15 protein-coding genes and 1 rRNA gene are annotated in these 13,764 nt (G+C 38.1%); 12 read left to right on the top strand and 4 right to left on the bottom strand.

Features of this window, described 5'->3' with window-relative positions; translation table 11 throughout:
- Positions 1 to 298 precede the first annotated feature (298 nt).
- The 7 genes from hflX (at position 299) to AC3CAU_RS09585 (ending at position 5,086) form a co-directional block, all read left to right on the top strand.
- Positions 299 to 1,630, top strand: coding sequence for a ribosome rescue GTPase HflX (gene hflX, locus AC3CAU_RS09615; RefSeq protein WP_447054060.1), 1,332 nt, complete (start codon positions 299 to 301; stop codon positions 1,628 to 1,630).
- Between the two features lie 43 nt (positions 1,631 to 1,673).
- The gene (locus AC3CAU_RS09610; RefSeq protein ID WP_131217689.1) at positions 1,674 to 2,045 is read left to right on the top strand and encodes a hypothetical protein; all 372 of its coding nucleotides are present in this window, start codon (positions 1,674 to 1,676) and stop codon (positions 2,043 to 2,045) included.
- A 10-nt stretch (positions 2,046 to 2,055) separates the two neighbouring features.
- Positions 2,056 to 2,730, top strand: a complete 675-nt coding sequence (locus tag AC3CAU_RS09605; protein WP_131217690.1) for an LrgB family protein — start codon at positions 2,056 to 2,058, stop codon at positions 2,728 to 2,730.
- Positions 2,731 to 2,816: 86 nt separating this feature from the next.
- The gene (locus AC3CAU_RS09600; RefSeq protein ID WP_131217691.1) at positions 2,817 to 3,263 is read left to right on the top strand and encodes a DUF2147 domain-containing protein; all 447 of its coding nucleotides are present in this window, start codon (positions 2,817 to 2,819) and stop codon (positions 3,261 to 3,263) included.
- Positions 3,264 to 3,413: 150 nt separating this feature from the next.
- Positions 3,414 to 3,863 (top strand): DUF2147 domain-containing protein, encoded by a 450-nt coding sequence (locus AC3CAU_RS09595; RefSeq protein ID WP_131217692.1) that lies wholly within the window; start codon positions 3,414 to 3,416, stop codon positions 3,861 to 3,863.
- A 160-nt stretch (positions 3,864 to 4,023) separates the two neighbouring features.
- Positions 4,024 to 4,473 carry a DUF2147 domain-containing protein gene (locus AC3CAU_RS09590; protein WP_131217693.1) on the top strand — a complete coding sequence of 150 codons (450 nt, stop codon included), beginning with the start codon at positions 4,024 to 4,026 and terminating at the stop codon, positions 4,471 to 4,473.
- 163 nt (positions 4,474 to 4,636) lie between these two features.
- Entirely contained in the window at positions 4,637 to 5,086 is a 450-nt protein-coding gene (locus tag AC3CAU_RS09585; protein ID WP_131217694.1) for a DUF2147 domain-containing protein, read from the top strand.
- Between the two features lie 62 nt (positions 5,087 to 5,148).
- Here AC3CAU_RS09585 and AC3CAU_RS09580 read toward each other — a convergent pair whose 3' ends face one another.
- Genes AC3CAU_RS09580 through pdxA form a run of 3 tightly spaced genes read right to left on the bottom strand, consistent with a single transcriptional unit; the run spans position 5,149 to position 7,809 of the window.
- Positions 5,149 to 5,997 carry a symmetrical bis(5'-nucleosyl)-tetraphosphatase gene (locus AC3CAU_RS09580; RefSeq protein ID WP_424619793.1) on the bottom strand — a complete coding sequence of 283 codons (849 nt, stop codon included), beginning with the start codon at positions 5,995 to 5,997 and terminating at the stop codon, positions 5,149 to 5,151.
- The gene (gene rsmA / locus AC3CAU_RS09575) at positions 5,998 to 6,810 is read right to left on the bottom strand and encodes a 16S rRNA (adenine(1518)-N(6)/adenine(1519)-N(6))-dimethyltransferase RsmA (protein WP_424619795.1); all 813 of its coding nucleotides are present in this window, start codon (positions 6,808 to 6,810) and stop codon (positions 5,998 to 6,000) included.
- A 30-nt stretch (positions 6,811 to 6,840) separates the two neighbouring features.
- Positions 6,841 to 7,809: a 4-hydroxythreonine-4-phosphate dehydrogenase PdxA gene (pdxA, locus tag AC3CAU_RS09570; protein WP_131217697.1), complete on the bottom strand. Its 969-nt coding sequence runs from the start codon at positions 7,807 to 7,809 to the stop codon at positions 6,841 to 6,843.
- Between the two features lie 325 nt (positions 7,810 to 8,134).
- Here pdxA and rplM point away from each other — a divergent pair, with 325 nt between their 5' ends.
- The 5 genes from rplM to AC3CAU_RS09545 all read left to right on the top strand — a co-directional run bounded on the left by rplM (position 8,135) and on the right by AC3CAU_RS09545 (position 11,070).
- Positions 8,135 to 8,563, top strand: coding sequence for a 50S ribosomal protein L13 (gene rplM / locus AC3CAU_RS09565; protein ID WP_004647928.1), 429 nt, complete (start codon positions 8,135 to 8,137; stop codon positions 8,561 to 8,563).
- Between the two features lie 12 nt (positions 8,564 to 8,575).
- Positions 8,576 to 8,962, top strand: a complete 387-nt coding sequence (gene rpsI, locus AC3CAU_RS09560) for a 30S ribosomal protein S9 (protein WP_067864908.1) — start codon at positions 8,576 to 8,578, stop codon at positions 8,960 to 8,962.
- 329 nt (positions 8,963 to 9,291) lie between these two features.
- The gene (locus tag AC3CAU_RS09555; RefSeq protein ID WP_131217698.1) at positions 9,292 to 9,945 is read left to right on the top strand and encodes a glutathione S-transferase N-terminal domain-containing protein; all 654 of its coding nucleotides are present in this window, start codon (positions 9,292 to 9,294) and stop codon (positions 9,943 to 9,945) included.
- Positions 9,946 to 9,956: 11 nt separating this feature from the next.
- Positions 9,957 to 10,388 (top strand): ClpXP protease specificity-enhancing factor, encoded by a 432-nt coding sequence (locus AC3CAU_RS09550; RefSeq protein WP_131217699.1) that lies wholly within the window; start codon positions 9,957 to 9,959, stop codon positions 10,386 to 10,388.
- 19 nt (positions 10,389 to 10,407) lie between these two features.
- Positions 10,408 to 11,070 carry a hypothetical protein gene (locus AC3CAU_RS09545; RefSeq protein WP_131217700.1) on the top strand — a complete coding sequence of 221 codons (663 nt, stop codon included), beginning with the start codon at positions 10,408 to 10,410 and terminating at the stop codon, positions 11,068 to 11,070.
- Positions 11,071 to 13,537: 2,467 nt separating this feature from the next.
- Here the strand turns inward: AC3CAU_RS09545 and rrf are convergent.
- A 5S ribosomal RNA gene (gene rrf / locus AC3CAU_RS09540) occupies positions 13,538 to 13,652 on the bottom strand.
- Positions 13,653 to 13,764 lie beyond the last annotated feature (112 nt).

Raw genomic sequence — 13,764 nt, 5'->3', positions numbered from 1 at the left:
GATATCTCATGAAATTTATATTGAGGTGGTTTTTACTTTCGCAAGAGGTCTAATACTTTTATCTAAAACAAAAATTATACGAATGAATCTACATCATTTAACAATCTTGGTATATAAAAAATATAAATATTATCAATTATTTAAAATCAATTTATGGAGGATGTATTTTATATTTGGACAGAATATTTTTATTTATTGGAGCTTTGCTTGCGTTAGTTTGACAAGGGCGGTCTATTTTTTACTATCCGTGCTTATTTTCTACTAGAATAAAGTTTTCATTTAGTTGAGATAACATTTAGTGGAATATTTTGAGCGACATCAAGGTGGCGAACGTGCCCTATTAGTAAGTGTCTCTGTACAACTTTTAGATGACCTTGATGCAGAAGAATTTCGCTTATTGGCCCAGTCCGCAGGTGCGGAAATTGTAGAACATATCACTGCTCAACGGATCAAACCGGATCCAAAACTGTTTATCGGCTCTGGAAAAGCAGAAGAAATCGCAGAGCGAGTCAAAGAATTAGAAATAGATTTGGTCATTTTTGATCATTCCCTCAGTCCTTCTCAAGAACGCAACTTAGAAAGAGTCATTCAATGCCGCGTGATTGACCGTACCCGGCTTATTCTGGACATCTTTGCCCAACGTGCCCGTACTCATGAAGGTAAACTTCAAGTTGAATTGGCACAATTGGATTATCTATCGTCACGACTGGTCGGAAGCGGTATCAGTTTAGATAGTCAAAAAGGCGGTATCGGTTTACGCGGACCAGGGGAAACACAACTGGAAACGGATCGTCGTTTACTGCGTTTACGTATTGGACAGCTAAAAGACAAACTGGAAAAGGTTCGCCAAACCCGTATGCAAGGTCGTTCTGCACGCCAGAAAGCCGCTATTCCTACAGTATCTCTTGTCGGTTATACCAATGCAGGTAAATCGACATTATTTAACCTCTTGGCGTGCTCTGACGTTTATGCGGCCGACCAACTGTTTGCAACACTCGATCCAACTTTACGCCGTTTAAATTGGGATGGGATTGGTGCTTTGGTTCTGGCCGATACCGTGGGTTTTGTCCGTAACTTAGCTCATGCCCTGGTAGAATCCTTTAAAGCCACACTTGAGGAAACGGCTGAGGCGACTTTGCTGCTGCATGTTATTGATTCCAGCAGTCCCGATATGCAGGAACAAATTGAAGCCGTAGAAGCGGTTTTAAAAGAAATTGGGGTCGATGTTCCGGTACTGCGGGTTTATAACAAAATTGACCTGAGCGGTGAAGATGCCAAAATTGTGTATGCCAAACCGCATTTGCCTGATCGTGTCTATGTATCTGCACATGCCAACCAAGGTGTTGACTTGTTACGCCAAGCCGTTCAAGAATGCTTGATGGGACACTTGCAAAGTTTCGAGCTGGTGTTAAAACCCGAATATGGAAAATTGCGTACTCAACTGTATGCGCTCAATGTCATTCAAACTGAAAATCATGATGAAGATGGCAATCTGCATTTGCACGTCATTATTGCCCCACAAAAGCTGGAGCAACTGATTAAACAGGCACATTTACCGATTGATGAAATTCTGGGAAAAAAAGCCACGCAATTTAAAAAACCGCTTGAGGAATTTGAAATCAAAAGATAAATCGGTTAAAACGTGATAAGTATACTTTTAAAGTTTGGTAAAAATGGACGGAATAAAAACAATCGACTGGCCAGCATGGATTGGTACACTGGCATTGATTATCTGCTTTCGTGAGGGAGCAGTATGGTTAATGACGCAATTTAATCATCCTGAACTGGGTAATTTGGTTGGCTTGATTAGCTTATTGCTGACTCTGCTTATTTGGAGAAATGTCCACAAATTACCTGCGCGTTTAGTCGATACCAATAATAAAATCATGAAAGAAAGTGCCTTTGCTTTTTTACCTATTAGTGCAGGTTCACTGATTATGCTGGTACACATGGGAAAGGAAATTCCTGTTTTCCTGGTAGTGATGTGTATCAGTACCCTCATTCCATTATGGGTCTACGCAAAAATGGCCAAACGCTGGTTATAGAGGATATATCATGTTAGCAGTACTCTACGGTTTTATATTGACTCTTTTCGCCTATCTGATTGCCAAACCTTTAAATAAAAAGCTTCCACAAGTTCCAGTCATTGTCATCGGCATGTTTTTCATTATTGGATTATTATTTGTATTTGGGATTCCTTACGAATCTTATATGACCCAAGTCAATCCACTCTTCAATCATTTACTCGGCTATGTCACTGTTGCCTTGGCTATTCCACTTGCAGCCATGCGTTATGATGACTTACCCCTCAAGGCCATTGTCGGCATTCTGGTCTTTGCCAGTATTAGTGCAGTTGCTTTACCGATGGGACTCGCCTATTTATTGCATATGTCTGACGCAAGCATTATGGCCTTCGCAACTCGAGCGGTCACTACTCCTATTGCCATTAATATTGCTACTTTATTACATGCTCCTCTTACTCTGGTGATTTTAATTGTCATTTTATCGGGCGTGATTGGCGCAGCTTTTTCTCCATTTATTTTGCGTCATATTCACGATGAGAGAGCTTCCGGTCTGGCATTGGGCTTGGCTGCACATGCAATTGGTACGGCGCAAGCTTGGCAACGAGGCAGTGTGGCAGGACGTTACGCAGCTTTCGGCATGGCGGTGAATGCAGTTTTTACCGCAATCTGGTTACCTGCCTTCATACTTTATTTACAAAAAATGTGATGAAATAAACATTAATAAAGGATTGCTTGGTACAAAAAATAAACATAAAATGAACGTGTATTAACATTAATAGAAAGGATTTTTTAATGGGAAAATTTAAATTTTTAACGGCGTTGGTTTTTTCTTCATTAAGCGGTCTTGCTTTTGCAGAAGATATTTCAGGAATGTGGAAAAATATTGACGATAAAACAGGTTCGTCAAAAGCAATTCTGGAAATTCGCCAAGAAAACAATGGTACATATACAGCTAAAATTATAAAAGTTACACCGCGCCCAGGCTATACACCGAAAGAAACCTGCGTAGATTGTCCGGCACCTTATACCAATAAACCTATTTTAGGTTTAGATGTTTTAACGGGGTTAAAACCAGCCGGTGATAACAATTTTGTAAATGCCAAAGTTCTTGATCCACTCAGCGGCAGAATCTATAGCGGTAAGGCAAAATTAAGTGCGAATGGTAAACGTCTCACTTTACGCGGTTATGTCGGTGTATCAGCACTGGGGCGTAGCCAGACCTGGATTAAACAAGATTAAATTATGCTAAATTCAATTCAGCATAGAGGGTTAGTGTCGTACGAATGAGAGCTTAAAATTTTTGTCCAATAAGACTGCTTAATTTCGTATTTCTCCCTCATCTTGAAATAAGTCAACAGGATAATAGACTTATTTAAATAAGGAAATTTTATGAAAAAAATAGCAATTAATACTGCATTTTTTATAGCTTTATTAGGCAGTTTTCCAGTTTTTGCTCAAGAGATAACCGGTACATGGATACAAATCGATGATAAAACTGGTTCACCTAAGGCACTGATTGACATTCAGAAACAACCCAATGGATCTTATTCTGGCAAAATTATTAAAATTACGCCCCGCCCAGGCTATACGCCCCGAGAAACATGTTTCCACTGCCCGCCCCCTTACACAGATCAACCCATACTAGGCTTAGAAGTGTTTAAAGGCTTACAGCATGCCAATGGGAACAATTATGAAAACGGTCGTATCCTTGATCCTTTAACAGGCAAAACCTATGGTTTGAAAGGACGAGTTTCCGCGAATGGTAAACGTTTTATATTACGCGGTTATATTGGAATTTCTGCTTTGGGTCGTACTCAAACCTGGATTAAAAGCGATTAATTCTGACAAAAAGCCGCACGATGTGGCTTTTTATTTATCTTTATTTAAACATTTCACATTATTTTAATTTTTTATGATGCACTAGCTTGACTAATTTTTAAACGCTCATAATATGTTCTTATGGATAAAAAAATTACTCTCCACATTCAAAGGAATTGATATGAAAAAGAATATTTTTCTCGCGACTTTCGCTAGCTTATTTTTCAGTGGGAATGTATTGGCACAAGACCTGTCGGGAACGTGGCAACAAATTGACGATAAAACCGGTTCACCTAAAGCGATTATTGAAATTCGTAAAGAAAGCAATAATACTTTTACAGGAAAAATCACCAAAGTTACCCCTCGTCCAGGTTATACACCGCGTGAAATCTGTAACAAATGTCCAGCGCCTTATACCAATAAAGCAATTTTAGGCATGGATGTGCTCACCGGTTTGAAACACGTGCCTGATACAAATAATTATGAACAAGGACGTATAATTGACCCGCTTGCAGGCAAAATTTATGATGCCAAAGTTAAGTTAAGTACCAATGGTAAACGCTTAACCTTACGCGGTTATATCGGTATCTCCGCACTAGGACGCAGTCAAACTTGGCTTCGGATAGACTAATCAGAAGCTCAGCTCAATAAAAAGCCACACTAAAGTGGCTTTTTTTACATTAGTCAATAAAATGCTCTCATTTTTTGCACACTCTCCAGAATATTGACTAATTACATAATCATTCTAATATACCGACTCAACAAAAAGCATTCGGTTATGGAAAGGTATTTTTATGCAAAAGAATATATTGCTTGCAACTTTGGCGGGTGTACTTTTTAGTGGCAATATTTTTGCTGAGGATATTTCTGGAACTTGGCAGCAGATTGATGATAAAACCGGTGCTGCCAAAGCAATCATTAAAATTGATAAAGAAGCCAATAATACCTATACAGGTAAAATTGTTAAAATCACCCCCCGTCCTGGTTATACTCCCCGTGAAACGTGTAATAAATGTCCTGCTCCATATACCAATGATCCAATTTTAGGTATGGAAATCATTAAAGGTTTAAAACAAGTGTCAGGAACCAATAACTATGAAAAAGGTCGTGTGATTGATCCATTAGCAGGTAATGTTTATGATGCCAAAGTTAAATTAAATGCGACAGGCAAGCGTCTAACTTTGAGAGCCTATATGGGTATTTCAACTTTGGGACGTAGTCAAACCTGGATTAGACTTGACTAAATAAGGAATAATAAAAAAGAGCCACATCATGTGGCTCTTTTACTTTGTAAATTATCTCAACATTACATCATTGGATTATTAACTTTAAATATTTCTTTATCTTCCAGACGATAGGCAATCAACTGATTACCCCAAACACAGCCGCCATCGACATTCTGAATCTGTGGATTAATGCTTTTACCCTGTAATGCAGCCCAGTGTCCAAAGATCAATTGATGTGTTTTCGCAGCTTCCGATTCAAATTCAAACCACGGTTTAAAGCCTTGAGGCATGGGATCATCAAGTGAATCTTTAAAGCTAAACTCTAAGCGACCTTGGCTATCGGTTAAACGCATACGAGTCAAATAGTTGGTAATACAACGTATGCGTGCATTACCTCCTAGATCATCCGACCAGAGGTCAGGTTCTGTACCGTACATTTCGGCCAAGAAAGCATCGAGCACAGCAAAGTCTTCATGACTGATGATCGCTTCAACTTCTTTTGCCAAAGCAGAAGTTTGTTCTGCTGACCAGATGCATGGAATACCCGCATGAGTCAAAATAGTTTGATCATTCGGGAAAAGACACAATGGCTGTTTGCGTAACCAGTCAATTAAATCATCACTATCAATCGCATCAATCACATCACGGGTATTATCTCGATCTTTCAACTCTTTCAAACCACGCGCACAGGCTAAAAGGGTCAGGTCATGATTGCCCAATACTGTTGCGGCTACTCCACTATCAACAAGTTTTTTAACAAACCGCAATGCACCAAGCGAGTTTTCACCACGTGCAACCAAATCACCTGCAAACCAGATAAAATCTTGATCGGGATCGAACTTGATTTCTTTTAGCAACGCTTTTAAGGCTTCAAAACAGCCTTGAACATCACCAATTACATAGTTATATCTAATCTCGGAGCGTGTCACTTAAGCCACCATTTGATCTGACAAAGCCACAAATTGAGCCATGGTTAAAGTTTCTGGACGAGCCATCGGATCGATGCCTACATTTTCAAAAGCTTCTTCTACCAACATCCCTTTTAAACTATTACGCAAAGTTTTACGACGTTGGGTAAAGACATGCGAAACCAAACGTGCCAAAGCTTTTTCATTTTTAGCGATCACAGGTTTCACAGCATAAGGCTCTAAACGGAACACCGCAGAAGTCACTTTCGGTGGTGGGTTAAAAGACCCAGGCGGTACTTCAAATAAAAACGTCGGTTTACAGTAATACTGAATCATCACCGATAAACGACCATATTCTTTCGTATTTGGTGAAGCGGTAATACGATCAACCACTTCTTTTTGTAACATGAAGTGCATGTCTTTTACTTTGTCACCAAATTCCAAGAGATGGAACAAAAGCGGTGTCGAAATATTATAAGGTAAGTTACCGACTACACGTAGCGGACGATCTTCCTTAAATAATTCAGTAAAATCATATTTCAATGCATCAGCTTCAACAATGGTTAAACGCTCGGGATGCGGTACACGACCCGGCAACCCTGCAGCCAAATCACGATCCAGCTCGATCACAGTCAAAGCATCACATTCACCAATTAAAGGTGAAGTTAATGCCGCAAGACCTGGGCCAATTTCGACGATGTTATCGCCTGTACGTGGATTAACTGAACGGACAATTTTTGCAATGACACGTTGGTCATGTAAGAAGTTTTGACCAAAACGCTTGCGCGTGTGATGCCCTTCATCTTTTGGGTTTAAGGCATTAATTTGATACATAAAAACATTTCCAACGTGAGTAATTAAAAATCAATGGCGAGCCAAATCTAGGGCTAAATCGACAGCAACGTGCAAGCTTGAACTTTTTGCCCGTCCAGTACCTGCAAGGGAGAGCGCTGTGCCATGATCTACTGAAGTACGAATAAAAGGTAAGCCTAAAGTAATGTTAATGGCTTCACCAAATCCTTGAGATTTTAACACAGGTAAGCCCTGATCGTGATACATCGCCAGAACCGCATCGGCATCTTTTAAATTTTCAGGAGTAAACAGGGTATCTGCAGGCAGGCTCAGGCTCATATTAATCCCTTGTGCTCGATAGTTTTCAAGCACCGGATTAATCACTTCGATTTCTTCCATACCCAAATAGCCATCCTCACCGGCATGTGGATTGAGTCCACAGACCAAAATATGCGGATGCTCAATTTTAAACTTGGTTTTTAAATCATGAATCAAAATATCAATCACTTGATGTAACCGTGGTCGAGTAATAGCATCTGGAACATCGCGTAAAGCGAGATGGGTGGTTGCGAGGGCAACACGCAAAGTTTTGGTTGCCAGCATCATCACTACACGTTCAACACCCGCAAACTCTTGGTAATACTCGGTATGCCCGCTAAAGTGAATGCCGGCATCATTAATAATTGATTTCTGTACCGGTGCTGTGGCAACCCCGACACTTTTACCTGACATCGCATAATCAGCGGAACGACGGAGTTGTTCTAATACATAGGCAGAATTTTCAGCATTCAACTCACCCAATACAACATCCGTATTTAATGGAATATGCTCAACATATAGCTGACCTTGGCCTGAAGATTCTAATTGACCTTCATATTCAATAATTTCAACCGTTTGATTTAGAACTTCAGCGCGTTTTTTTAATAGATTGATATCAGCTAAAACGACAATGGGACGTTCATCAATACGTATTGCCAGACTTAGGCAAATATCAGGACCAATACCTGCAGGTTCACCACTAGTGACATATAAGGGAAGCATATTCCGTCTCTTTTACGCTGTAATCTAATCTCACCATTATATACGCCTTTACTCACTCGCATATTTTGAGCCAGCATCATTTTTAAGCTTAAAATATTTAGATTCAATTGAATTTTTAAGCCGTTAAAGACGTTTCATTTCCCTTTGTCGAAAAATTAAAAAATTATCTGTGGTTATTCTGTGCATGACGGTATTTTTACTATACAATATAGCGCTTGAAATTTGCTTTTTCATTTGTGATTCTTCACGTATTCGTTTAGAATCGCGTCTCCTTTTGTTTGGACAGATTCCATAGTCCAAACCAACTATAATAGGTAGTGGTTTAATGAAAACTCTCAGCGCTAAGCCAGCTGAAGTTCAACACGACTGGTATGTTGTTGATGCTTCTGGCAAAACTTTAGGTCGTCTTGCGACTGAAATCGCTCGTCGTTTACGCGGTAAGCATAAAACTTCTTATACTCCTCACGTTGACACTGGCGATTACATCGTTGTTATCAATGCTGAAGAAATTACTGTAACAGGTAAAAAAGCTCAGGATAAGAAATACTATCGCCATACTGGTTTCCCTGGTGGTATCCGTGAGACTAACTTTGAAAAGTTAATCGCACACAAACCTGAAACAGTTTTAGAAAAAGCTGTAAAAGGTATGTTACCAAAAGGTCCTCTTGGTTATGCAATGATCAAAAAAATGAAAGTGTACGCTGGTTCTGAGCATCCTCATACTGCTCAACAGCCACAAGTTTTGGACATCTAAGGGATACAGCACATGGCTACTAATTATGGTACAGGTCGCCGTAAGACCGCAACTGCACGTGTTTTCTTGTCAGCTGGTACAGGCAAACTCGTAATTAACAACCGTTCTATCGAACAATATTTCGGTCGTGAAACTGCTCGTATGGTTGTTCGTCAACCACTTGAGCTTTTAGAAGTTACTGAAAAATATGACCTTTACATCACTGTTGCTGGTGGTGGTATTGGTGGTCAAGCAGGCGCTATCCGTCACGGTATTACTCGTGCATTGATCGCTTCTGACGAAACTTTAAAACCTGCTCTTCGTCAAGCTGGTTTCGTTACTCGTGATGCTCGTGAAGTTGAACGTAAGAAACTTGGTTTACGTAAAGCTCGTAAACGTCCTCAGTTCTCTAAACGTTAATTCGTTTACCGAAGTGGACAAAAAGCCTTGGTTTATCCAAGGCTTTTTTATGTGCTGCAAATTTATGAGCAATATCTAATTTTTTATTGCTCATGTACATCTTTACCCCATACGCCCTCATGAAACCAAAAAGATTTACTCAGATAATAATTTGCAAAACCTATTAAAATAAAAAGCATTAATAAACCCAGTTTAATTATCATATTTTCTTACTCCAGTCGTTTTTCTTATAATCTACCTCTTCTTCAGTCGATTCATCTTTTATGCTTCGTGCTTTTTAAGTTGAATTTTAGTATCCTATTCTATTCATTTTTGCTTTGTTTGGGATTATGTCCGTCGAAACCGCACCTGTTCAAGGAATTACACTCTATAGCCATGCAGATGACTTTCGTTCACACTGGATTCGTTACGTCCTTGCCGAAAAGCAAATTAAATATCATCTGATTATTGTAGATGAAGACGATGAAGATCTCGCCAGCTTAAATCCATATAACCAAGTTCCGATGCTGATTGAAAATGAGCTTAAACTGTTCAATACCAGCATTATTTCCGAATATCTAGATGACCGTTATCGTCAAAACAAGTTGTATGCCGATGCTCCCATGCCACGTTCAGAACAGCGTCAATACATTTGGCGGTTCGAACAAGATTGGCTACAACTTGCAGATATTATGTTACGTCACTCTGACAGTTTAAATGAAAAAGATAAAGCCAAAGCGCAAAAACAACTGCGCGACATACTGATCTCCCTGACACCACTATTCCAGCATTTTCCCTATTTCATGTCAGAAAATTTTACAATTTTAGATTGCATGTTAGCGCCAATTTTTTTACGGTTACATTCAATGGGGATTGAACTCCCTAAACAACATTGCCGCCCCATTTTATTATATTGCCAGCGTATATTTACTCGTCCTGCTTTTAGCAAGTCTATGACCATGCAGGAAAAAAATAAATATCGTGAAATTTTAGTGAATCAATAGAGTATTTTTCAATGTCTGATCAGGAATTAAACCTCACTCCCACCCGACCTTATCTCGCCCGTGCAATTTATGAGTGGATTTGTGATAATAACCTTACCCCACATTTACTTGTTGATGCCACACAACCCAATACCCTGGTTCCGGAACAATTTATTCAAGATGGCCAGATTGTTTTAAATATAGCGCCTCATGCCGTACATAAATTGAATATGAGTAATGATGCAATCACCTTCTCCGCTCGCTTTGGCGGAGTTTCACGTGATATCTATGTACCCTTAAATGCAGTGATGGGCATTTATGCACGTGAAAACAGTCAAGGCTTATTTTTTGATCCAAATGAATATCAGGATATCCAAATCCCTGAAGATACTTTAGAATCGACAACACTTTCAGAAGAAGCTGAACAACCTAAGAAAAAACCGAGCTTGCGGTTATTAGACTAAAATAATATGGAGTAAATTGATGGCTTTTGATTTAGTACAATATTTTGCTGAGCAGATTAACAATCAAAAGCCTCAGCTTCTTGGACAATATTCTAGAGAAGAGAGAAAAGAGTATTTATCAGAGATAAATGCGCTCGTTTTGGGTAAACTGATTACACTTTGGCGCTCTGATGACAAAAAAGTTTATCAAGAAATCTCTTCACCTGATGAACTCTTTATTCAAGAGGTTGCGCGCCATCTAACCACTTCATCAAAAAACCAATCTACCCTGCCTAAGAATGAATTAGAACCAACGGTTACCGAAATATTAAGATTACAACTAGCTGAGCTTCATCAACTGAATGCCATTGGTAATCTTGAAGTCCGTGGATTACATGAACTCCTTTTAGGGCAAATTGAACACCTCTCGGGTCAGGCTCCTGATTGGGTTTGGTTAACAAATGATCTGTTAGAGTTGAAAGGTTCTAAACCGATTGTGCAAGAAGATATATCATTAGACTCGACAATGAAGGAGTTTAATCAAATGGTTAGTCAAAAACATACTGATGTTACTGAAGATCAACACGATGCAGTAGTAGTAGCAAATACTACAGTTCCAGTATGGGCAAAAATTTTCGAACCTATAGTTGCCATTATTATTCTGTGGATTTTATATTCTGCAGCAACTCAAATGTTCAACTAAAAGAGTTAAGAGATTAGTTTAAAAAACAAAAATCGCCTAAATGGCGATTTTTATTTGCAAATAATTCGGCAATTTAGATTTATAAATAATAAATATAGAGGATAGATATCTTTTATCAATCAAAAAATAAACGTTTTTTTCACTATTATCCAGACCAAAAGATTTACCCTATTCATGCATAATCTGCGTATGAAATATATCGGCTCAAAGAAGCGTTCTGAAACACAGTTCAAGTAATACACCGGCACTCATGCTCAACCTTCTATTTAGGCGTTGAGCAACTAGAACTACATGTCCTTAACAAAGACAGATCACCTCAGAGCCAACAGCTTCATGAACTGTACGTCGTGTTGAAAACTACCTGATTCAGTCAAATCTGTTTAATCTACCGAAGAGTTTTCCTTTTATATACTTTCAACTAGAAATAAAATGCTAAGACATTGATTGGGATATTGTGATCATGGATGCCATAGAAATTTCCATCCAATGGCTTAAAAATAGAACAAAGCTATCGCGGCAAAAAAAAGCCCTATACCTTTTAAGGAAAAGCCATGATTCACTACGAGACTCAGCAAATACAGAGTTTATGTGCCAGCCGTGGTACAGTGCATGATTTCAAGCTATTCAACCCTAATTTACAGCAGATTCCTTGCAGGTTGTTTTATCCTTGCAGATAAAGGCTATCAAAGGAGTTATAAGGTGTATTCCAAGCACCTGTTGCCCTTAAAAGCCAAGACGCGGTGCAAATTGGATCCGGCGCTAAATACGGTAACCGGGAATTAAATAAAACAAGAGTAGCGATTGAACAGGTATTTGGCAGTCTAGAAACCTTCAAAATCCTTTGTGGAACGTTATCAAAACAGAGATAAAAGACTCAGTTTGAGATTCAATTTAATTGCTAAAATTTACGACATAAAACTGAGCAAAAAATGCTTTATGAAAAAGGTCTAATAATTAACAACCTCCTATATATTAATATAACCCGACTCCTGTTTAAGCCAATTACCCCAAAATTTGGATTTTCGGCTTATTTTGATCATAAAGCTAATAATATAATGAGGCATAGATTCTGGATAAATAGCCAATAATACTACGAAATGTACTGGTTAATAGGTAAAATTCTTCCTTTAACAAGCTGAATAAGGTTTCTAATTTATTGCGTGGTTTTAAATGATATTTATCTGCTTTGGATAAACTAAAAGCTTACCTATTTTTAATAGAATATTTAATTAAATCAAAATCTTGATTCTCCACTCTTCTAATTCTTGGCTGATACTACCGTAATCAGCATAGAGTTCGTCTTTGAAGCCTTCTATTCACTGCTCAACCATTTTAATACTGCTGTATGCCCATTTGATAAGATTGTACTGAGCAGATTTGCTGACTGATGCAGCTTACAGCCAAAGAACTATGGTCGAGCTTTTACCATATATTGCAAGCTGCCATGGATTTAGGACATTAAATCCTAGGATTTTTACATACAAACAGCATAGTTAAGTCGATCCCTAAATGCCTACTTTGAAGATTTTTTATCAAGACAAATATAGAGTATGCAATACTATTAATGGGCATTACTGAAATAATCTATCTACTAGTAATATGACAAGCATCTAAGCAAATGAATTTTATTACGTTTTAATGAGAAAAAGAAAACTTTAAAGTTATTAAAATATGAACATTTATCGCCCAATAACAATGAATAAAATTTCTTCAATGACTAACAGAGAGGAACACATTCTCAAACATTTTTTTGCTTTAAAAAATTTAGATAGATTGAATTCAAATTTCTGAAATAAGTCACCAATAATGTAAAAAAAGGATGTATGAACCCTATATTACGTAAGGAATATGGGGGATAGAAATGTAGATATAGATGGTATAGTAACTTCTACTGGTATCTATTCATCTTTTTTCAACCAATTAAAATATCAAGTTAATTACACCACGAAATTAAAAGTTACTGGTTCTGCGATAGATTTTCTATTTAGTGGTAATGAATGGTTTTTCGGATGACAAATAATTGTTAATTCTTTGAACTTAATAATAAATAATTAAAAAAAATGAAGGACTTCAAATATTCGATTTAAAAAAGTTCAGATTCTGCTAGGAGTAGTCCAAAAGCTAAGGAGTGTATAGCACAATTCCTTAAGATCAATATTAATTATTTTTTTCTTAATTATTTATCAAAGCTTTAATTAATTCATTTGCACCAGCTTACAACAACCACCTATTTTAAAATGAGGTATAAAAAGTAAATTAGCGCTGTCGTCCCCCTTAACAACTTCTAGCACTTAGAAGTACCTAAGGATTAATATTGTCATTTTCTAACAGTAAAGATTTGACCTAAGAAATTCGATAGTTATTTTCTTCAACATACTTAATGCAAGAAAAAGTGCTGTATCAAATTCCTTCTTTTTTTCCCGCATAAAAAAAGCCCCGCTATTTAAGCGGGGCTTTTGGAATAATGAGCTGGCGATGACTTACTCTCACATGGGTAACCCCACACTACCATCAGCGCAAAGAGGTTTCACTTCTGAGTTCGGGAAGGGATCAGGTGGTTCACTCTTGCTATTGTCGCCAGCACAACTGTTATGGATACGTTCGGGTCTTATCTTGCGGAACAGTGTTCCTCATGCCGTACTTGTGTTTCCAAATCTGTAACAGATTGGGCTGTTTGAGTTGAACATTGTCTAA

Source organism: Acinetobacter sp. GG23 (assembly GCF_057766365.1).
The sequence above is the reverse complement of the archived record's forward strand: the minus strand, read 5'-3'. Positions and strand labels throughout refer to the sequence as shown.

Bases quoted from the DNA above. Each gene is read 5' to 3' on its own strand.
- AC3CAU_RS09610 (WP_131217689.1), top strand. From the start codon at position 1,674: ATGGACGGAATAAAAACAATCGACTGGCCAGCATGGATTGGTACACTG.
- AC3CAU_RS09605 (WP_131217690.1), top strand. From the start codon at position 2,056: ATGTTAGCAGTACTCTACGGTTTTATATTGACTCTTTTCGCCTATCTG.
- AC3CAU_RS09600 (WP_131217691.1), top strand. From the start codon at position 2,817: ATGGGAAAATTTAAATTTTTAACGGCGTTGGTTTTTTCTTCATTAAGC.
- AC3CAU_RS09595 (WP_131217692.1), top strand. From the start codon at position 3,414: ATGAAAAAAATAGCAATTAATACTGCATTTTTTATAGCTTTATTAGGC.
- AC3CAU_RS09590 (WP_131217693.1), top strand. From the start codon at position 4,024: ATGAAAAAGAATATTTTTCTCGCGACTTTCGCTAGCTTATTTTTCAGT.
- AC3CAU_RS09585 (WP_131217694.1), top strand. From the start codon at position 4,637: ATGCAAAAGAATATATTGCTTGCAACTTTGGCGGGTGTACTTTTTAGT.
- rsmA (WP_424619795.1), bottom strand. From the start codon at position 6,810: ATGTATCAAATTAATGCCTTAAACCCAAAAGATGAAGGGCATCACACG.
- pdxA (WP_131217697.1), bottom strand. From the start codon at position 7,809: ATGCTTCCCTTATATGTCACTAGTGGTGAACCTGCAGGTATTGGTCCT.
- rplM (WP_004647928.1), top strand. From the start codon at position 8,135: ATGAAAACTCTCAGCGCTAAGCCAGCTGAAGTTCAACACGACTGGTAT.
- rpsI (WP_067864908.1), top strand. From the start codon at position 8,576: ATGGCTACTAATTATGGTACAGGTCGCCGTAAGACCGCAACTGCACGT.
- AC3CAU_RS09555 (WP_131217698.1), top strand. From the start codon at position 9,292: ATGTCCGTCGAAACCGCACCTGTTCAAGGAATTACACTCTATAGCCAT.
- AC3CAU_RS09550 (WP_131217699.1), top strand. From the start codon at position 9,957: ATGTCTGATCAGGAATTAAACCTCACTCCCACCCGACCTTATCTCGCC.
- AC3CAU_RS09545 (WP_131217700.1), top strand. From the start codon at position 10,408: ATGGCTTTTGATTTAGTACAATATTTTGCTGAGCAGATTAACAATCAA.